Origin of the sequence: Pseudoxanthomonas composti, assembly GCF_004122095.1 — a bacterium.
GTDB lineage: Bacteria > Pseudomonadota > Gammaproteobacteria > Xanthomonadales > Xanthomonadaceae > Pseudoxanthomonas_A > Pseudoxanthomonas_A composti.
The window spans coordinates 95,877-116,458 of record NZ_SAWZ01000010.1 but is presented as its reverse complement, the minus strand read 5'-3'; the positions used below and the strand labels follow the sequence as shown (position 1 = coordinate 116,458).

Below are 20,582 nucleotides of genomic sequence, written 5' to 3'. Positions count from 1 at the left end.
AAGCGAGGACGGCAAGAACAATCCGCATCAGCGCGCCGCCAGGAACCCGGCGGGCGCCGGCTGCACGGCCCGTGTGTCGATCGCCAACGTACTGGGCACGGGCACGCCGTCACGCACGGCCGGCGCATGGCGCGACTTCTTCAAAGTCCTCACCAGCGCGCGCTCCAGCGCGTTCGGTGAGCGATAAGTATCGAGGCGGGGATTGGCGACCTGGCCGTCGGCAGCGACATCGGCCAGCACCCGGCTTCCGCGCGCCACCGCGGCCTGGGGCGGCGAAACGGCCTGGGGTGCGGTTGCGGGCGGCGTGGCCTCCGGCCTGCGGATGCCACAGCGTCGCCGGGTCTGTCCGGACACGTCCTGCTTTTCCAGCAGCGCAGCATCGCAGTTGAGCGTGGTGGCGAGCGGTTTGCCTGCGTCCTCGGTAAACCAGCCATAGGCATTGCGGTCGATCAGCGCGGCCTGCGTGCCGGCCATCGGCGCATCGTCCATTGCGAAGTCCACCGGCACGCGCACGCGGCCGACCACCGCAGTGCCGTTCTGCATCGCAGGATCGAAGGTCCATCCACGCACGGCCTTCAGCACCGCCGCATCGAACACCCCCGCCGGCTGCGAGGTTTCGATCGTGGCCGCGGCCACATGGCCGTCCGGCGTCACATCCACCAGCACCACCACCCGCCCTTCGATGCGCGCGCGGGCGGCTTCCTCCGGATAGGCCGGTGGCTTCAGTTCGGCCAGGGGCTTCTGGCTCGCCTCGCGTGTGATCTCGATGGCATTGGCAGTGGCGTGCTGGGTGCCGTCTGCCGCGGTCTGGATCCGCACCGCCCCCTTGAAGACCGTCGTGGTCAGGTCCGCGTCGGCCGGTGGCGGCATCGGCCGTTCATCCGCGTGCAGCACGCGCGCCATGACCTGCATCTTGAACAACGCGCCGGGGTCGCTTCCGACTTCGATCGAGGCCTGCTTGCCCAGCTCGAACACCAGGGTCGGCGCAGACACGACCCGATCGTTGTCCTTCAATTCGCCCTGCAGCCTCAGCCGGCCATTGCCTGCCTCCGTCAGCGTGAACTCCCCCGACCAGGCGTGCCCCTGGCTGGCGGTGGTCATGAAGCCGAATGGCTCGCTCGGACGCGCATGCACCTCGAACGGATGCGCCTGCCCCGCCGCATCGAGCTGGATCTGCAAGCCGTACATGGCTTCGTCAGCCGCGCCCGCCGGCGCCTTGACGGCCGGGGCCGAAGGCTGCTGTGCCCAGGCCGCGTAACCGCCACCGGCAAGCAGGGCCAACAACAGCACCGAGGAGACAGCACGCTGCCAACGACGGGGAATGGGACGTTTCAACATGGCGATCCGCTCCTTGATCGGGTGGGTATGCCAGTGACAGCCCACCGGCAAGGCAAGATCGTCCAGCTGGGTCTTGAGCATGGCCTGCGCGTAGGCGCGTCGCGCCTGTGGATGGCGCCGCAGCACGCGCGCATCGCAGGCCAGCTCCTGGTCGTGGCGGTAGTGCCTGGCGGCCAGGTGCAGCAGCGGGTTGAACCAGTGCAGGCAGCGCAGTAGCGCCAGCAGCGCGTTGCAGAGCAGATCGCCGCGGACGATGTGCTGGCGCTCGTGCGCCACCACCAGCGCGCGCTCGGCCGCGTCGTAACGCTGCAGGAAATCGGCCGGCAACACGATGCGCGGGCGCAGCACCCCGGTGACGGCCGGCAACCCGGCGCTGGTCGCGGCCACCTGCAAACCGGGGCGATGCATGCGCAAGGGGCCCAGCCTGCGCAGGAAGCGGCGCTGTTGCCAGACCTGCAGGGCCGCCACCACCAGCACGCCCGCAAGCCAGCACAGTCCCAGCGGCAGCGACCAGTCGAAGGCGGGCCCGGCAGGCAGTGCAGCCAAGGGCTGCGCGGCACCGACCTGCGCGGTCATCGCCAGCGGCACGAGCGGGCGCACCGGGGCGGGCAGCAATACGGCGCCCAGTGCCACCGGCACCAGCGCCCACAGCGCATAACCCGCGCCAGCCCCGCCCCAGGCGCGCACCGGCCTGCGCAGCAGCAGCACCAGCGCCATGGCCACACTGCTGGCCACGGCGGTCTCGGTCAGAAGAAAAATCAGTTCACGGAGCATCGTCCAGCTCCTGCACCAGGCGCTTGAGATCGGCGATGTCCTGCGCCGAGAGCTTGCCGCGCTCGGAGAAGTGCGCCACCAGCGGCGCCACGCGGCCACCGAACAGGCGCTCCAGCAATCCCTCGCTCTGCTGCTGCACCCAGGCCTGGCGCGTGAGCAAGGGCGAATAGAAATACCGGCGCCCTTCCTTGGTGGCCTGGATCGCGCCCTTGTTGAGCAGGCGGTTGAGCAGGGTCTTGACCGTCGGCTCGGCCCAGTCGCTGCGCCCGGCCAGCGCCGCCACGACGTCTTCGGCGGTCTGCGGACTCCGCTCCCACAGCACGTCCATCACCACGGCCTCGGCATCGCTGATCGCCATATCGTTTACGCCTGTAATTTTTATTTAAATTACACCCGTAAACGAAGCCGCGTCAACATCGCGCTGCGTGCTGCACATCCCACACACATGCAAAACGCCGGACATGCCGGCGTTTTGCGTGCGAAGACCGCGATGCGATCAGAACGACCAGATGAATGTCACCTGCCCGTTGCGCTTTTCGCCGAAGGCGCCGTAGCCGTTGATCTGGGAGAGATATTCCTTGTCCAGCAGGTTGTTGACGTTGAGCTGCACGCTGAACTGCGGGGCGATGCGGTAGCGGGCGAACACGCTGACCAGCGCGTAGGCGCCCTGCTCGATGCGGCCATAGGCCGGCACCGGGTAGTAGATGCGGTTCTGCCAGTTGGCGCCGCCACCGAAGGTCAGCTCGGTCAGCGAGCGCGGCGTATAGCTGGTGAAGAACTTCAGCGTGGTCTGCGGCAGGCGGCTGTTGATGTCCGCGCCATTGATGTCCTTGGCCACGTAACGCGAGGCGCCGAAGCTGGCGTTCCAGCCTTCGCGCAGCTCGCCATTGAGCTCCAGCTCGAAGCCACGGCTGACCGTGCCGCGCGCGGCGATGGAGGCGAATTCGCCAGGACGGCCGATGATGGGCTCGCCGGTGAGCTGGGCCACGTTGTCCTGCTCGATGCGGAACACCGCCAGCGAGGCGTTGAGGCGGTCGTCGAACCAGGCGCCCTTGACCCCGACTTCGTAGTTCTTGCCATCGACCGGGTCGAGATAGTTGTCGTTACGGTCGCGGGCGACCTGCGGTTGGAAGATCTCGGTGTAGCTGGCGTAGGTGGACCAGGTGTCGTCGATCGCATAGACCAAGCCGGCGTAGGGCGTGGTCGCCTTGTGCGAGCGGTCGGCCAGTTCGCCTTCGCTTTCCCAGTCGGTGTAGCGGGCGCCAAGGATGGCCGTCAGCGGATCGGCCAGCGCCAGGCGCACCGCGGCGTAGCCGGCCTTCTGGGTGATCGACCCCTCGCTGGCCAGGGCCAGCGGGTTCCAGTTGGGCTGGGAGATCGCGCCGGTCCAGCCCAGGTAGCTGGTGAAGGGGTCCCAAGCCAGGCCCGGCCCGCCCACCTGATAGTCGCCGTAGTTGGCGTAGTCGCGCTTGTTGTAGCTCAGCCCGGCCATGAACTGGTGCTGGCGTCCGAACAGTTGGAACGGGCCCTCCACGTAACCATCCACCGCATCGACCTTGCGCTCGGTGTTGTAGAAGCCAGCCGAGGGCGACACGCCGGTGCCGGTCACCGGGTCGAAGAACGAAGCGCCGGTACTCCAGTCGTTGTAGGCCGGGTAGAACAGCTTGTCGTCGGCCTTGGTCTCATCGTGGGTCAGGCCAAGCCGGATCTTCCAGTCGTTTTCGAAGGCATGGGCCAGGGTGGCGAAGGCGCGCTTGCTGGTGGTGTCCCAGTAGGTCCACTCGGCCGCGGAGTTGAAGGTTTCGTCGTACGGCGTGCGGCTGCCGTCGGAATACAGCATCGGGAAGCCACCCCAGGTGGCGCCGTTGGCGCGCTTGTGCTGGTAGTCGTAGCCCACGCTGAGCTGGGTGCGCGGGGTGAGGTCGGCGTCGATCACCGCATAGCCCAGCGTCTTGTACTGGTCGTAGCGCTCCATCTGCGATTCGGTGTCCAGGTAGCTGCCGATCACCCGGGCGCGCACGCTGCCGCTGGCGTTGAGCGGGGTGGTCACGTCCACCGTGGTGCGGGTACGGCCCCACTCGCCGACGTTCAACATGACGTTGCCGGTCAGCTCGGCGCTGTCGGCATGCTTGCGCACCAGGTTGACTGAAGCCGAGGGATTGCCCGCGCCGCTGAGCAGGCCAGTGGCGCCGCGCACCACCTCCACGCGGTCGTACAGCTGCAGGTCCAGGCCCGAGTCGCCATAGCTCCAGTTCTGCACCATCTGCGTGGGCAGGCCGTCGAACTGGTAGCTGTCGATGTAGAAACCGCGCGCGTAGAACTCGGTGCGCTCGCTATCGGACTGGGTGCTGCTCACACCCGTGGTGTTGGCCAGCACGTCAATGATCTCGTCCAGGTTCTGGTCCTGGATGCGCTGGTGGCTGATGATGCTGATGGACTGCGGGATCTCCCGCGCCGACAGATTGAAGCGGGTGCCGGCGGTGGTCTTGCGCACCGAATAACCTTCCGCGCGTTCGCCGCGGACCATCAAGGTATCCAGCGTGGTGGCCTGGTCCTCATCGCTGGCCGGTGTCTCATCGGCCAGGGCCGGGCCCAGGGCGGACAGGGCCAGCGCGCCCAGCAGGGCTTGGGACAGTACGCGGCGCGGCAGCAGCGGGGCAACACGGGGAGAACGGGTCATGGGCAATCCAAGTCGGTCAGTAGATGCAAAGGCACCCGAAAGGCACAGGCCTGCGGGGGCGAGGGACACACAGGGCCGGTGCGGGGACGTCCTGCCAGCAGGTCGCCATCGGCGTTCGACCAAGGCCGGGGCAGTCCATCGAGGTGGAGACCCAGCAATCGGACGATTTTAATGAAAACAATTCGCATTTGCCATGTCATTCGCGACACCGGCGCGTGGGCGGCCCTGGCAGGGACCTCGGGCGCCAGGCGCTCCCCCGGCCGCGCTTGCCACCACCGCGACAATGGCTGGACGGGGGCGCGGCCATGCTAGGCCCCATGCCTGAGCACCTCACCACCCTGTCCGACGCCGTCGACCTGCTCCTGTCCCGTGTCCCCGGTCCGCTGCGGCTTGCCGCGCCGCTGGGCCTGGGCAAGCCGCATCGCCTGCTCAACGCGCTCTACGAGCGCATAGCGGCCGATTCTTCGCGCGCGCTGCACCTATACACCGCCCTGTCGCTGGACCCGCCCGAAGTCGGCAGCGGCCTGCAGGCGCGATTCTTCGGACCTTTCGCCGCGCGCCACTTTGGCCAGGACTTCCCGCGGTTGCGCTACGTGCAGGCGCTGCGTGCCGATGCTCTGCCGGCGCATATCCGGGTGGAGGAGTTCTACATGCAGTCCGGCGCGCTGCTGCGCAGCCGCCAGGCCCAGCGCGCCTACACCAGCCTCAACTACACCGCCGCGGCCGATGCGGTGGCCCAGCGTGCGCCCAACGTGATCGTGCAGAAGGTCGCCCGGCAGCCGCACGGCACCGCGCTATCGCTCTCGTGCAACAACGACACCACCCAGGACCTGCTGGACGCCATCGCCCGGCGCGGCCTGCCGCGGCCGCTGCTGGTGGCCGAGATCGATCCGCACCTGCCCTGGCTGGGCGGCAGCGCGGCGGTGCCGGAGGATTTCTTCGATGTGGTCCTGTCCCCACCCGGCCCGCACCCGGCGCTGTTCGCCCTGCCGCGCCAGCCGGTGGGCGATGTCGATTACGCCATCGGCCTGTACGCCAGCGCCGTGGTGCGCGACGGCGGCACCCTGCAGATCGGCATCGGCGCCCTGGCCGACGCGCTCAGCCACGCGCTGGTGCTGCGGCATACCGACAACGCACGCTATCGCCAGGTGCTGGCGGCGCTGGACCCAGGGCTGCCGGAACATCCGGCGGTGGTGGAGAGCGGGGGGCTGGAGCCCTTCCAGACGGGCCTGTACGGCTGCAGCGAGATGCTCAACGAAGGCTTCCGCCAGCTGGTGCAGCACGGGGTGATCCGTCGCCGCGTGGTCGATGACCTGCCCCTGATGCAGCGCCTGCAGCAAGGCAGCGCCAGCGACGCGGACCGGCAGCGGCTGCTGGAGGAAGGTCAGTACCTGCACGGCGCCTTCTACCTGGGTTCGCCCGAGTTCTACGACTGGCTGCGCAACCTGGACCGCGAACAGCGCCGGGCCATCGGCATGCGCCGCATCAGCCAGATCAACCAGCTCTACGGCGGCGATGAGGCGCTGGAGCGTCTGCAGCGCCAGCACGCGCGCTTCTTCAACACCTGCATGATGGCCACACTGCTGGGTGCGGCGGTCTCCGACGGGCTGGAGGACGGGCGGGTGGTCTCCGGGGTGGGCGGGCAGTACAACTTCGTGGCCATGTCCGATGCGCTGGAAGATGCCCGCAGCGTCCTGATGCTGCGGGCCACCCGTGCCGAGGCTGGGGGCAAGGCCGCGTCCAACCTGCGCTGGAACTACGGCCACACCACCATCCCGCGGCACCTGCGCGATCTCTACGTCACCGAATACGGCATCGCCGACCTGCGCGGGCAGGCCGACGAGGACTGCGTGGCACGCATGCTGGACGTGGCCGACGCGCGCTTCCAGGCGCCATTGCGGCAGCAGGCGATCGCCGCGGGCAAGCTGGGCCAGGAGCACGCCGTGGCTGTATCGGCCTCCGGCAACACGCCCGAGGCGCTGGCCGCCGCGCTTGGGCCCTTCCGCCGCGACGGCACCCTGCCCGACTACCCGCTGGGCAGCGACTTCACCGCCACCGAGCAGCGCCTGGTGCGCGCCCTGGGCTGGCTGAAGGACCACACGGCCACACGCCGCGCGCGGCTTGCGAACTTGCTCGGCGCGATCGTCTCGGGCGGCACTGCGGACCCGGGCTGCCTGTCACGCATGGGACTGAATGCACCCGGCAGCCTGAGCGCCTGGATCGAGGCACGGCTGCTGGCGTTGGCGTTGGAACGCACGCGCCAACACCCGATGGGCTGAACACCTGAAGGCCAGAACGGCAGAGACCACTGGGGCCGCGAACCTTCTGGCGGCGCGGCCTTGTGGGAGCTGGGTCATCCGAGGCGCGCTCAAGGCGCCTTGGGCACCCGCTGCAGGATCACCTCGGCCAGGCGCGCGTAGTCGCCACCGAAGTGATGCCCGCCTGGCAGCGAGGTCACCTGCACGTGCGCCGGCGGGATGCGGTCGCACAGCGAGTCGTTCTCGCCCTCGCCCTTGACGCACAGCGTCTGCGCGGCACTGAGCTTGCTGGCCTCGGGCAGGATCGGCAGGCCATCGTCGTCGTCCACCGACATCCAGTTGGTGACATGGAACTCGAAGGAGGCTTTCTCGCTCAGACCCATCAGCACCGTCTGCGCGATCTGCGCGCGGGTGGACGCCGGCAGGCGATTGATGGCGAAGGGCAGCACATCGGCGCCCTGCGAATAACCCAGCAACAGCACGCGCTTCTTCTTCCACTGCGGGCCGTAGTAGCGCAGCACCCGGTCCAGGTCCTTGGCCAGTCCTTCGGGCTTGCGCGGCGTCCAGAAGTAGCGCAGGGAGTCGAAGCCCACCACCGGAATGCCCTTGGCCGCCAGCGCCGCCGCCACCTCCTTGTCCAGTCCCGCCCAGCCGCCATCGCCGCTGAGCAGCACCGCATAGGTGTCGCTTTCGGCGGCCGTGGCTTTGACCTCGATCAGCGGCAGGTCCTTCAGGCTGCCGGGGGCCGGCGGCGTGTCGTCCATCGCGCTGGTCTTGCCCAGCGCGCGGGTCGCCGCAAGCACGCCTTGCACGGAGGGTTTGCGACTGAGCGCCGCGCCCTTCATGCCCTGCTGGAACGCGCGCAGCGCTTCGACCTGCGCAGGCGCTGCCAGCGCGACCCAGGGCGCGGCCAGCGGCGTGACCGGCCGCAAGGCGACTTCGGTCTTGGATGCACCGGCTTGGAACAGGTCCGCCTGGTCCTTGCACGGCGGCTTGCCCCAGTCCAGCACCGGTTTGAAGCCAGTGGTGACCGCGCCGGCGAACACCGCCGGCTGCGCCTTGGCGCTCATCGCATAGGCGATCGAGCCCCCCGCGCCCACGCCCACCAGCACCGGCGTGCGGTAGCCCGGCAGGCGCGCATAGCCCTGCAGGTAATGCGACAGGTTCTCCAGGTCGCCGGCCGGAAAGGTGCAGGTGCCGCCATCGGCGATGAAGGCCTTGCGCAGCTTGGCCGTATCGATGCCGGCGACGAAGGCGCCATCGGCCGCCAGCGCGCTCGCCAGGGCTTGCGCGTGCGCATCCCAGCCCTGCGCGTCGGACAGCAGCAGCACCGCACGCGCGGCTTCGCCCTTGGGCCGATAGAGGGCCACGTCCTCGAAGAAGCCATGCGACAGCCGCTCCTGCGCGGCGCAGGGCGCAAGCGCGGCCAGGGACAACACCGCAGCGAGAAGCGGACGGATCATTTCGAGATGACTCCCTTGTAGCCGCCGCTGATCAGGGCCGCGATGTCGGCCAGCGTGAACAACGGGGTGATGCCCCCGGGCGAGGCCAGATAGCGCGCTTCCCAGCGGGGATCGAACTTTTCCTTGAACGAGCGCAGCCCGCGGAAGTTGTAGAAATTCTCGCCATGCGAAAACAGCATGCGGCCCAGCCGGTGCCACTTCGGCGCCAGAGCGTGTCCGGCCATGCCCGACAGCGGCGCCATGCCCAGGCCGAAACGCTGGTAGCCCAGCGCGGCGAAGTGCTGCATCAGGCGGGCAAACAGGAAATCCATGGTGCCGTTGGGCATGTCCTCGGCGTGGCGCATGAGATCCACGCTGGCCTCCTGGGCGGTGCCGGTGGACAGCAGCGAGGCGAAGGCGATGACCTTCTCGTCCTTGCGCACCACTGCCACCGGGTTGCGCAGGATGTAGGCATCGACGAAGGCGCCCACCGAGAACCGCTTCTCGGCGGTCTTGTGCTTGGCCAGCCAGGCATCGGAGACCGCGCGCAGTTCGGGCAGCAGGGCGGGCACGCGTTCGATCTCGATCACCTCGAAGCTCATGCCCTCGCGCTCGGCGCGATTGACCGCGGTGCGCAGGTTCTGCCGGCGCTTGCCCTGCAGGCTGAAATCGGCCAGCGGCACATAGGCGTACTCGCCCAGCTTGAACAGGCGCAGGCCGGCATCCAGGTACAGGGTGAGCGACTCCGGGCGCACCTGGTAGAAGCAGGCGCGCGCACCGGCATCGCGCGCTTGCTCGACCAGGCGCCACACCAGCTCGTTCCATTCCTCGCGCGGGCCCACCGGATCGCCCAGCGCCACCCACGAGCGGCCCTTGCGGCCGAAACTCAGGAACGCCTTGCCCGAATCGGAGAACAGCAGGTGCTTGTCGCCAGTCAGCGCCAGGCCGGCGTCGGCACTATCGCTGGCGCGGACGATCTCCGCCGCGCGGCTCAGCTCGGCCGGTCCGGGCAGGGCCAGCGCGGAGGGATGCCCGCGCAGCAGCTGACGGATGGCGATGGCCAGCATCAGGATGGCGATGGCCACCATCGCCCGCAGCGAACGGGGCGCCTCGGCATCGAACTCGAACCGCCACCACAGCTGCTGCCGGTACTCGACATCCTGGTAGGAAAAGAACAGCAGCCCGGTCACCGCCACGCAGATGGCCGCCATCGCCAGCAGCCAGCCGCCGCTGAAGGGCACGGCCAGCAGCGAGGCGCGGCGGTTGAACTGCTTGTGCGAGACCGCCAGCGCCAGGGTCAGCGTGGCCAGCAGCAGGAACTCGGTCAGCGCCACGCCCTTGGGCAGGGCCAGCAGCAGGGCCACGATGGTCATCACCAGCGCCGCCCACCACGCCGCATCCAGGCGCCGCAGCAGGGCCCGCGCCACGAACAGCAGCACCACGCCGATGATGGAGCTCAGGAAATGCGAGGCCTCCACCAGCGGCAGCGGCACGCTCAGCGACAGCAGTTGGATCGCCTCGACGGTCGAGGGCGTCACCCCGGACACCAGCAGCATCACCGCCACCACCAGGGTGAAGGCGGCAAGCAAGCGCGGCGCCAGGCTGGCCACCGCGCGCGCGACCGGCGTGGTGGTGGCATTGCCGACCTCGTGCGAGACCAGCACCAGCAGCGCCAGCAGCAGCGGCAACAGGTAGTAGATGATGCGATAGAGCACCAGGGCGCTGGCCAGGGCCTCCGGTGAGATACGCCCGCCCAGGGCAACCAGCATCACCGCTTCGAACACGCCCAGGCCACCAGGCACGTGGCTGATCACGCCGGCCACCATCGCCGCAGCGAAGAAGCCGATGAAGGTAATGAAATCGATGGTGCCGGCCGGCAGCAGGAACCACAGCACCGCGCCGGTAGCGACGATATCCAGTGCCGACAGCGCCAGCTGGCCCCAGGCCAGGGCCGGGGTGGGCAGTTGGATCGTCCAACGGCCGATCCTGGCCTGCCCCTTGTGGCACATCAGCAGCAGCCACAGCGTCACCAGCAGGGCCGCGCCACCAATGACCATCAGGATGCCCGGTGGCAGGCGCAGCACCGGCGCCAGCGCCTGCGCATCGACCATCAGGCCGACCGCGCCCACCACGCTGATGCCCAGCCCGAAGGCCAGGGCATTGAAGGCGATCGCCTTGGTGATGGTGCCCGGCTCCACGCCGGCCGCGCCGTACAGGCGCATGCGCACCGCCCCGCCGGTGAACACCCCAAGGCCGATGGTGTTGGCCAGCGCATAGGCGATGAACGAGGCCTTGGCCACGATGGGATAGCGCACCTTGGCGCCGACGTAGCGCAGCGAGGACGCGTCGTACCCGGTGAGGCTGGCGAAACTGACGGCGGTGGCGCCCAGGGCCAGGGCCAACTGCTGCCACGGGGTGGCGCGCATGGCCTCGACCACCGCCGCGTAATGGATCTGCGTCCAGAAACCGTGGAAGGCCTCGGAGACCAGCCCCACCAGCACAATGGCGCCGGCCAACAGCGCCACGGTCTTCCAACGCGCGCCGTACTGTAGCAGTCGGCTGGTCCAGACCTGGGAAAAGCGGCGTAACGTCAGGCGCATCGAATCCTTGGAACGCGTTGGCGTGACGGGCTGTGAGAAGCGGCACATGATGCGCGCAGGCATCGGCTGCCATCAATGGGCCGCCCCGTTTCGGCACCGCGGGCCATGATGCCAGTCAGGCGACAGCCAGTCTTCACATGTCGCGCCGGGCTGACCGCGACGCGGCGGCCACCGGCAGGTGGGCCAGCCCCTGACCCGCTGATCAACGGCAATGTGCCAAGCGCCCCGCTGCGCAATCCATCACAGGTGCAAGCGCAGCGGCGGCGCCTGCAATCCACAGGCGCGGCCGACCTGTGGGAGCGTTGATTCGAGGGGCGCGCCGGCCAGGCGCCGGCGCATCGGGTGCAAGCCTCAGTGCCCCGCCGCGCCCTTCCTGACCGGCAGCAGCGACAGCGCGGCCATCAGCGCCGCCAGGGCCAGGTAGGCGCCCACGAACTGCCAGCTGATGGTGCGGGCCAGCCCCTCCAGCTGCCACGGCAGGTAGACGCCGCCGCGCGGATCGACCGAATGGATCAGCCCGAACAGCGTCAGCAACGCAGCCACCAGCAGGAACCCCGCCCCGCGCAGCAGGCGGCCATCGACCATCGCCACCACCGCCGCGGTCCACAGCATCGCGGTGATGATGAAGCCGTTGCCCAGGGCCAGGATCACCGCCAGCTCCGGCAGGCCGTGACCGTCCAGCGTGGTGCGCATGGCCGCCATCTGTTCCGGCGCGATCCAGCCCGGCGCCTTGATCGCCAGCAGGTAGGCCACCGACGGCAGGAAGCCCAGCACCATCGCCCCGGCGTGCTTCTGCGGCGTGGCCTGGAACGCCTGCGTGGTGATGTCGATGGCGACATACACGATGATCGGCGCCAGCACCGCCATCGGCAGCCACTGCACCAGACCCGAGACGATGCCGAGCATGCCGCCGATGCCGATGAACACCCCCGTCAGCAGCGTGTAGCCACTGCGCGCGCCCATGTGCTTGTAGGCCGGCTGGCCGATGTAGGGCGTGGTCTGCGCCACGCCACCGCACAAACCCGCCACCAGGGTGGCGAAGGCTTCCACCAGCAGGATGTCGCGGGTGCGGTAGTCATCGCCGGCCGCGCGCGCGCTCTCGCTGACGTTGATGCCACCGACCACCATCAGCAGGCCGAAGGGCAGCAGCAGCGGCAGGTAGGGCACGGTCGAGGGCAGCCCATCGATGAAACCCAGGGTCGGCAGCGGCAGCACCACCTGCGGCGGCGTCCACGCCGGCAGCGTGAAGCCCGGTGCGCCCAGGCCGATCGAGCCAAGCCCGTAGTACAGCACCGTGCCGACGATGAAGGCCACCAGCACGCCCGGCAGCGGAATCGGCAGGCGCTGCCCGGCGATCAGCACGTACAGCAGCAGGCCCAGCGTCACCAGGCCGACGATGGGCGAGCGCAGGGCTTCCACCAGCGGCAGGAACCCCATCAGCACCAGGGCGATGCCCGCGATCGAACCCAGCAGCGACGCCCGCGGCAAGGCACGCGTGACCGCCTCGCCGAAGAAGGACAGCACCAGCTTCAGCAGGCCCATCACCATCAGCGAAGCCATGCCCAGCTTCCAGGTGGCCACCGCAGCGGCCTGCGGGTCCAGCCCCTGGGCCTTGAAGCCGAGGAAGGCCGGGCCCAGCACCAGCAGCGCCATGCCGATGCTGGTGGGCGCATCCAGGCCCAGCGGCATCGCGGTGACATCGGCCCGGCCCGTGCGCTGGGCCAGCCGGCGCGCCATCAGCGTGTACAGCAGGTTGCCGACCAGCACGCCGAAGGCGGTGCCGGGAAACATGCGGCCGAACACCACCTCGGCGGGGAACTGGAACATCCCCACCAGCGCCATGGCGATGAAGCCCAGGATCGACAGGTTGTCGACCACCAGGCCGAAGAAGCCGTTGAGGTCGCCGGCGACGAACCAGCGCGGGCGCTCAGGGGACTGCGATGAGGGGCTGGGCATGCAGGAAGGCACCACGAAGGGGGACAGCGATGCTAGGCGGCCAACCCGTCGTGGGCAACGACACCACTGGGACACAGCCAGCCGTTCTGCTGGCAGATCCGCCCACGCGCGCAGGCTTGGGGCGCAGCGCGCGCCTGGGCTGGTCCATCAGCCAGGTGGGTGAGGCCGCCAAGCGCGGCTGCACTGTTCGATCCGCCGGCCAGCGCGCTCACGCGCCCGTCTCCGGCCACGCCTGCGGCCGTGCGCTGCTGCGGGGCGGCTCAGCGATCGGCCGGCAGCGGCGCCGGCACCCCCTCGACAGGCAGGATCAACGCGCTTGCCTGCGGCCCACCCAGCTGCACGGTGATCTGCGCGGGCAGGTAGTCCTCAGGCTTGGCCTGGAAGATGTTCTCCACCCAGCGCTGCGGGTTGCGGTCGTACAGGGGGAACCAGCTGGACTGCACCTGCACCATCAGGCGATGGCCGGGCAGGAAGGCATGATGGGCCTGGGGCAGGGAAAACTTGAGGGGCGTGAGTTGTCCCGGCGTCATCGGCACGGGCCGCGCCGGATCCTGGCGATAGCGCGCGCGCAGGATGTCTGCCGCCACCATCAGCTGATACCCGCCCATCTCCGGTTGTCCGGGTACCGCATCGGGATAGACATCGATCAGCTTCACCACGAAGTCGCCATCCTGCGCGCTGGTGCTCACCGTGAGCTCCACCTGCGGCATCCCTGTGATGCGCAGGGGCTGGGTCAACGGCTCGGTCACGAACGAAAGAACATCCGGTCGCGCGCCCATCTCGCGCTGGTCGGTCACCAGCCAGTGTCCCCACGCGCTGTCCTTTTCGCTGGTCAAGATGGGCAGGGGCAGATACGGCACCGGCTTGGCCGGATCGGCGGTGTAGCCTGCCTGCCCCGTCGCGCCGGGCGTGAACCCCGCCCGCATGCCTGGCTGCAGGTACAGACGCCGGGGCTGTACCGGGCAACCGCTGGCGCACGCCCGTGGTAGCTCGGACATGGACTCCCATCGGTTCTCGCCGGTCCGGAAGGCGTTGACGTGCGCCAAGCTCAGCGCTGGCGCCTGGTCCTGGAGGAAATGGTCCAGGAACGGGCGCAGCATGTCGTGCACGAAAGTCCGGGAGGTATCGCTGCCCAGGCGGATGGCGCCCAGCGCGCTGCCCTCGCCTTGTTCGCCGCCGTGGTTCCAGGGCCCCATCACCAGCCACAGGCGCGCCCGCTCGGCCTCATCCCTGGCTAGCGCGCGGTAAACGGCCATGGCCCCGTAGATGTCCTCCTGGTCCCAAAGGCTGTGGACGAGCATGGTGGGGACCTCCAGCGGCTGCTGCGCCAGCACGCGGTCCACCGCCTGCTGCTGCCAGAACGCGTCGTAGGCCGGGTGCGCCAGCAGCTTGCGATAGAAGCCGATGTCCTCCATCCCCCGGGCGCTGGCCAGGGCGCCAGCCGAGCCGCCACGCAGGAACAGGGTGTACTGGTCCGGGGTGTCGTCCCACCAGGTGACGCTGTTGGCGCGCGTGCCCACCTGGCTGTAGATGTAGGGCAGGTTGATCTGGCGGAAGGCCCCGTTGTGGAACCAGTCGTCCCCTTTCCAGTTGTCGACCATCGGGTTCATGGCCGCCACCGCCTTCAACGCCGGATGCGGTTTGACCAAGGCCATCAGGCTGGTGAAGCCGTCGTAGGAGATACCCAGGATGCCGACCTTTCCGTTGCTCTCGGGCACATGGCGCGAGAGCCAGTCGACCGTGTCCCAGGTGTCGGTGGCGTGGTCGGTCGCACTGTCGTTGAGCGGCCCGCGCAGCGGACGGTTGACGATGTAGGCGCCCTCCGAGCCGTACTTGCCGCGGATGTCCTGCACCACGCGGATATAGCGGCCATCGGCGAAGAGCTCAGGGAAGTTGTCGTAGCCTTCCAGCGCATCGACCAGATGGCTGCTGCGCAGGTGCCCGGTCATGCCCTCGGCATCGTAGGGAGTCCGCGTCAGCAGCATCGGCAACTGCCTGCCTCCCCGTGGCAGCACGATCACCGTGTGCAGCTTGACCCCGTCGCGCATCGGGATCTCCACCGTGCGCAGGTCGTAGTCGAACCCTGCGGTCACCCGCTCGAATTTCTCCGGCATGTCGGCTGCGGCCTGCGCCAGCACCTGTTGCGGAGACCACATCAGCAGCGCCAGCAGCGCCAAGGCAATACGCATCGCACAGCTCCGAGTCACGGGTTTAAAGACCGCCTTAGATCTGCCTGATGCAAAAACCGGAGCCTCAGGCTGGGCGGGAGTGGAAGCGGTTACATCGAGCTTACATGAAACTGTTGTGAAAACGTTTGCAGGCTGATAGAAAGATGACACGACTGACAGCTTTGTCAGTCCGGGGCTAGGACCGATAGGGACGTCTGCAGTCGCATGACCCTGCAGGAACGTGCCGCGCGCGGCGCGTCGCAGGACCGCTTTTTTTCGACCCGCACCATCCGCCATGTCACTGGCCCGCACCCGGGCCGGTGCGGTGGCGCGCACCCTCACTTCCCGGAGAAACGCACTCATGTCCCCCACCCGTTCAACCCTGGCGCAGGCCCTCGGGTTGGCCCTCATGCTGTCCGTCGCGCCGTCGGCGCTTGCCCAGTCCACCACTGGCACCCTGTTCGGCCAGGCCCAGGCCGGCACGGTCATCCACATCCAGAGCGCCACCGGTGCCGGCCGCGATATCCCGGTCGAGGCCGACGGACGCTATCGCTCGCCGGCGCTGCCGGTAGGTCAGTACACGGTGACGGTGACGCGCGATGGTGTGGACGTGGGCAGCCGCCAGCAGGTGCTGGTCAAGGTGGGCGTGGCCACCGAAGTGTCCTTCTCCAGTACCGCCACCGATCTGGCGGCGGTCAAGGTCTCCGCCGCCACCGTGCCTGCCATCGACAGTTCCTCGGTCGATTCGCGCACGGTCATCACCGCCGAGCAACTCGCGCGTCTGCCGCTGGCCCGCAATGCCGAAGACATCGCCAGGCTGGCGCCGGGCGTGGTCGCCAACAGTGGTGGCTTCCGCAGCGACACCGGGAAAGAACTGGTGAGTTTTGGCGGCTCCTCGCCCACCGAGAACGCCTACTACATCAACGGCTTCAACACGACCGACCCCCTCAACACGGCCGGCGGCCTGACCCTGCCCTATGGCGCGATCGACCAGCAGGAGGTCTATACCGGCGGCTACAGCGCGCAGTTCGGCCGCTCCGATGGCGGTGTGATCAATGCCATCGGCAAGCATGGCACCAATGCATGGCACTACGGGGCGCAGGTGCTTTGGCAGCCCGACTGGGGCCGCGCGACGGCGAAGAACTCGCACTACGCCAACGGCGTGCCGGACTCGCCGTTGGCAGGCGATCTTTACCTCTACAACGGCGCCAGTCGAACCGACGACTACACCATGTCCCTCTACGCCGGCGGCCCCATCGTCAAGGACCACCTGTTCTTCTTCGCCGCCGGGGAACTGCAACGCAACTGGGGGGGCAGCACCAACACGCTGGACAGCGGCGGCAACTACGTGCGCACCACGACCAAGATGCCCCGCGGCTACGCCAAGGTGAACTGGAACATCACCGACAACCACATGCTCGAACTGACGGGCGTGCGCGACAAGTACCAGACCAGCAGCAACGTCTATGGCTACGACTACGACACCTTCCAGCGCAAGGACCTGCTCTACCGCAACGGCGATACCGAGCATGGCGGCGACATGTGGGTCGCCCGCTATACCGGCTATCTGACCGATGCGCTGACCTTGACCGCAACGTACGGCGAGATGGACACCAAGATGTACCAGGCCCAGCCGCCGGACTACGACCCGGGCGTGGCGCGCGTGGACAACTGGACCTATCAGAACCCGGCCTACAACGGTGGCAGCCCGATCTTCAACAACCAGGTCCAGAGCGACATCACCGAGCCCGACCGCGGCAACCAGTCCAGCAACCTGCGCCTGGACCTGACCTGGGTGCTGGGCGATCACACGCTCAGCGCCGGCATCGACAACATCCGCTCGGAGGCCATCGACCAGGGCGGCCGGGCGCCAGGTCCAGGCTACGTGTGGGTCTATCAACGCGCCGATGACCCCAGCCTGCCGCTTGATGCCTCCCACGGCATCGGCGCGGTCGCCAACTTCCCCAACGGCGCCCAGGGCTATTACGTCCAGCGCAACACCTGGAGCGGCATCACCTCGGTCAGCTCTTCGCAGAAGGCGCAGTACCTGGAGGACAAGTGGCGGGTGGGCGATACCCTGTTGCTGAGCCTGGGCCTGCGCAACGACCAGTTCACCAACTACAACTCCGATGGCGTGCCCTACATCCGCCAGACCAAGCCGCAGTGGGCGCCGCGGCTTGGCGCGGCCTGGGATGTGCATGGCGATTCGAGCTTCAAGGTCTACGCCAATGCGGGCCGCTACTACCTGGGCCTGCCGTTGAACCCCGGGTTGCTTGTCGCCGCCGGCTTCTACAACACCACCCAGCTCTACACCTACTCGGGCATTGCCGCCGACGGATCCCCGACCGGGCTGACCACCATCTCCGAGGAGTACTCAGCGCTCAACCAGTTCGGACAGGCGCCAGACCCGAAGACGGCCACGGCGCGCAACCTGGAGCCGGAGTATCAGGACGAATACATCCTGGGCCTGGAGAAAACCCTGGGCAGCGACTGGGTCTGGGGCGTCAAAGGCACGTTTCGCAACCTGCGCAACGCCATCGACGACTTCTGCTCGATGTGGCAGGTCGTGGAAGCGGCCAACGCCGCCGGGCACGACGTGGTCAACTACAACAGCTGTTACCTGATCAACCCGGGACGCTCCAACACCTTCACCATGGTCGATAGCGACGGTCGCTATTTCGACTTTACGATGAGCAACGACGCACTGGGCTTCCGCCAGCAGCTGATCCGCAAGTACTACAGCCTGGAAGCGGTGCTGGAACACCCGGTGGCCGACAACTGGTACGGCAAGGCCAGCTACGTCTTCTCGCGCAGCTATGGCAATACCGAAGGACAGGTCCGTTCCGATGCCAGCCAGGGCGGCACGTCCACCAGCTACGACTGGGACAACTGGACCATCATGGAGCACACCAACGGTCCGCAGAACAACGACCATACCCACCAGCTCAAGCTTTACGGCTATTACACCTTCTCGCCGGAGTGGCTGGTCTCGGCCAACTTCGCGGCGATCTCGGGAACGCCTAGGCACTGCCTCAGCTACTACGGCACCGAGCAACTGGATCCGCTTGGCTATGGCAGCGTCTACCACTTCTGCAACGGCGAGCCTTCGCCGCCCGGCAAGCAAGGACGCATGCCCTGGATGACGCAGCTGGATCTGGGGGTGACCTGGACGCCGGCCTTCGCCGCGCACCGCCTGGCCTTCACCGCCAGCCTGTTCAACGCGTTCGACCAGCAGGCAGCGTTGCAGCGCTACGCCTTCGCGCAGAACTCGCCCAGCAGCGATGCCAGCCCCAACAACCCGCTGTTCCAGACCGTGACCATTCGGCAGGCGCCGCGGGCGCTACGGCTCTCGGTCTCCTACGACTTCTGAGCATCCGCCCCCGGCCGCGACCCGGCCGGGGGCCTCACAAGGACAAGTGCAGGAACTGATTGAAGTCGCTGGCGACATAGTCGGAGAACGCCGGGCCGCTGGCGAAGCCGCGGCGTTGGTACAGCGCCAGCGCGGGCTCGAAGGCCGGGCCGCTGCCGGTCTCCAGGCTCAGGCGGCGCAGCCCCTGCGCCCGTGCCTGGGCGATGATGTGCTCCAGGATCGCCGCCGCCGCGCCCTGGCGCAGGAAGTCCGGATGGGTGCGCATGGACTTGAGTTCGGCCGCGCCATCGCCCAGCTGTTTCAACGCACCGACCGCGGCCAGCGCCTGGCCCTGCCAGGCACTCCACACCGTGACCTCCGGCGCCTGCAGGCCCGACAGGTCCAGCGCGAAGACACTGCCGGCCGGCGAGTTCTCATGCATCTGCCGTAGGTGATAGGCCAGCAGCGCGCGGACCGGCTCTGTCGTCAGGTCGTCCTGGCGGATTTCGAAGGCACAGCGTTGCAGCGGGCTGTCGGCAGGCATGGGAGGGGAAGTGTGATGGGGGTCCGCCGATCATGTCGCCTTGGCGCCTGACAGAAAAGCCATCTTTCGATAGCGCAGGCCTGTCTAAGGGGTCTGCAGCGGATCGAGCCTGAGCCAGCCGCTGATCGCGGCACGCCCAGGGCCCCCATGGCGGACCTGCAGCCAGGTGCCCCCATCATCGAGATCGAGCAGTTCCACGCGCTCGCCCGCACGCAGCATGCGCCGGGCGCGGCCTGCGCGCGGCGCGTCGTACAACGCCATTTCCGACACCGCCACGGTCGCGGTGGCGCCGGCCTGCGGCGTCTGGCCCAGGAACCGGTGCAGGACGCGGCCGTGGGCGTCGTAGGTCGTCCAGCGCGACAACGGCAGCGCATCGTCCTGGTCATCGGAGGGAAGCTCCAACGGCGGGAACGCGAGCTGCTCCAGCAGCTGCTGCGACTGGTAGACGTAGAGCTGACCATCGTCGGTATAGCGGTACACGTCCGTGTACCACATCGGACCGCCGCGACAGCTGCTGGTCAAGGTGCGCGTGGCCGCGTCCGGCAGCAGCGCCCAGAAGCCCTCGCAGCTGGTGGGTGCATTGGTCGGCACCTCCAGCAGGCCAAAGCGTTGCCGCGCCGGATCGAAGCGATAGACCACGTTGGCCAGGTTCACCTGGCCCAGCGTGGCGGACAGCACCAAGTCCTGCCGGCCGTCGAAGTCGTAGTCGTCATGGCCCAGCGCCACCTGGCCATCCCAATCCTCCACCGGCGCCTGCAGCACCTGCATCGCATCGCCGGGGAGGAAACGCACCTGGACGCGGCCTTCCGGGGTGATGGCGACCTCGGCCTGGCGGCCCGGCTCGATCTCCACACGCATCGTGTCGGCCGCCGCCGCGGCCGCGTGCAGGCGCAGGGCCAGCAGCAGCGCCAGGCAAGCCGCGCAGCGGGCGCGCATCAGAATGAGACGTCGACCGGCTGCCGCGACCACAGCACCGACTGGTGGCCGGTGGCCTGCTTCCATGCCAGGCGAATGGCCTCGATGTCGGCGCGGCGCTTGGGGCTGTCCTCGTGCAATACCACCAGCACCTTGGTCTTCAGGCGGTTGGGTTCGGCCGCGCCGCGGAACAGCCACTGGCCGTAGGCATCGAACACGGTCAGGCCATCGGGAAAGCGCGGCGTCACCTCCTTGTCCAGGAAAGCGCGCCACTTCTCGTCGCTGATGCCCTCGGTCTGCGGACGGTCGGCTGCGCCGCTTTCCTCGCCCACGCCGAAGTACAGCTCGCTGCGCACCCAGCCGCCCGCCTGGGCCGGGCGCAACGCGTCGCCCTGCAGGGTGGCGGTGGCGGTGGCGGCCGCCGGTGCGCGGGTCGCAGGCGTGGTGGTGCAGGCACCGAGCGCCAGCAGCGAGGCCAGCAGCAGGGGTCGAAACATCATGGAAGACTCCGGGGTGTGGGGACGGGAGGATGGGCCAGGCGCGCCGCCGCGGGTCATG

12 protein-coding genes are annotated in these 20,582 nt (G+C 68.3%); 2 read left to right on the top strand and 10 right to left on the bottom strand.

Going from position 1 to position 20,582, the window contains the following annotated elements; all coding sequences use genetic code 11:
• Positions 1 to 27: 27 nt before the first annotated feature.
• The 3 genes from EPA99_RS16180 to fhuE all read right to left on the bottom strand — a co-directional run bounded on the left by EPA99_RS16180 (position 28) and on the right by fhuE (position 4,792).
• Positions 28 to 2,112 (bottom strand): TonB family protein, encoded by a 2,085-nt coding sequence (locus EPA99_RS16180; protein ID WP_129472279.1) that lies wholly within the window; start codon positions 2,110 to 2,112, stop codon positions 28 to 30.
• Entirely contained in the window at positions 2,102 to 2,470 is a 369-nt protein-coding gene (locus EPA99_RS16175; RefSeq protein ID WP_129472278.1) for a BlaI/MecI/CopY family transcriptional regulator, read from the bottom strand. Before EPA99_RS16175 ends, EPA99_RS16180 begins: the two co-directional genes overlap by 11 nt.
• A gap of 138 nt (positions 2,471 to 2,608) precedes the next feature.
• Positions 2,609 to 4,792 carry a ferric-rhodotorulic acid/ferric-coprogen receptor FhuE gene (fhuE, locus tag EPA99_RS16170; protein WP_129472277.1) on the bottom strand — a complete coding sequence of 728 codons (2,184 nt, stop codon included), beginning with the start codon at positions 4,790 to 4,792 and terminating at the stop codon, positions 2,609 to 2,611.
• A gap of 317 nt (positions 4,793 to 5,109) precedes the next feature.
• Here fhuE and EPA99_RS16165 point away from each other — a divergent pair, with 317 nt between their 5' ends.
• Positions 5,110 to 7,071, top strand: coding sequence for an acetyl-CoA hydrolase/transferase C-terminal domain-containing protein (locus EPA99_RS16165; RefSeq protein WP_129472276.1), 1,962 nt, complete (start codon positions 5,110 to 5,112; stop codon positions 7,069 to 7,071).
• 89 nt (positions 7,072 to 7,160) lie between these two features.
• On the opposite strand, the gene EPA99_RS16160 is transcribed toward EPA99_RS16165, so the two are convergent.
• From EPA99_RS16160 to EPA99_RS16145, 4 genes are all read right to left on the bottom strand, one after another.
• Positions 7,161 to 8,513, bottom strand: a complete 1,353-nt coding sequence (locus EPA99_RS16160; RefSeq protein ID WP_129472275.1) for a virulence factor family protein — start codon at positions 8,511 to 8,513, stop codon at positions 7,161 to 7,163.
• Positions 8,510 to 11,092 carry a bifunctional lysylphosphatidylglycerol flippase/synthetase MprF gene (mprF, locus tag EPA99_RS16155; protein ID WP_129472274.1) on the bottom strand — a complete coding sequence of 861 codons (2,583 nt, stop codon included), beginning with the start codon at positions 11,090 to 11,092 and terminating at the stop codon, positions 8,510 to 8,512. Before mprF ends, EPA99_RS16160 begins: the two co-directional genes overlap by 4 nt.
• 351 nt (positions 11,093 to 11,443) lie before the next feature.
• Positions 11,444 to 13,048: a SulP family inorganic anion transporter gene (locus EPA99_RS16150; RefSeq protein ID WP_129472273.1), complete on the bottom strand. Its 1,605-nt coding sequence runs from the start codon at positions 13,046 to 13,048 to the stop codon at positions 11,444 to 11,446.
• A gap of 260 nt (positions 13,049 to 13,308) precedes the next feature.
• Positions 13,309 to 15,237, bottom strand: a complete 1,929-nt coding sequence (locus tag EPA99_RS16145) for a CocE/NonD family hydrolase (RefSeq protein ID WP_129472272.1) — start codon at positions 15,235 to 15,237, stop codon at positions 13,309 to 13,311.
• Positions 15,238 to 15,577: 340 nt separating this feature from the next.
• Between EPA99_RS16145 and EPA99_RS16140 the strand changes: the two genes are divergently transcribed.
• Complete coding sequence (locus EPA99_RS16140) at positions 15,578 to 18,586, top strand: TonB-dependent receptor (RefSeq protein ID WP_129472271.1); 3,009 nt, start codon at positions 15,578 to 15,580, stop codon at positions 18,584 to 18,586.
• A 34-nt stretch (positions 18,587 to 18,620) separates the two neighbouring features.
• Here EPA99_RS16140 and EPA99_RS16135 read toward each other — a convergent pair whose 3' ends face one another.
• From EPA99_RS16135 to EPA99_RS16125, 3 genes are all read right to left on the bottom strand, one after another.
• Entirely contained in the window at positions 18,621 to 19,109 is a 489-nt protein-coding gene (locus EPA99_RS16135; RefSeq protein ID WP_129472270.1) for a GNAT family N-acetyltransferase, read from the bottom strand.
• Between the two features lie 84 nt (positions 19,110 to 19,193).
• Positions 19,194 to 20,045, bottom strand: coding sequence for a hypothetical protein (locus EPA99_RS16130; protein ID WP_129472269.1), 852 nt, complete (start codon positions 20,043 to 20,045; stop codon positions 19,194 to 19,196).
• Positions 20,045 to 20,524 carry a DUF3574 domain-containing protein gene (locus EPA99_RS16125; RefSeq protein ID WP_164978678.1) on the bottom strand — a complete coding sequence of 160 codons (480 nt, stop codon included), beginning with the start codon at positions 20,522 to 20,524 and terminating at the stop codon, positions 20,045 to 20,047. The genes EPA99_RS16130 and EPA99_RS16125 overlap by 1 nt, the downstream gene beginning before the upstream one ends.
• Positions 20,525 to 20,582: the final 58 nt, after the last annotated feature.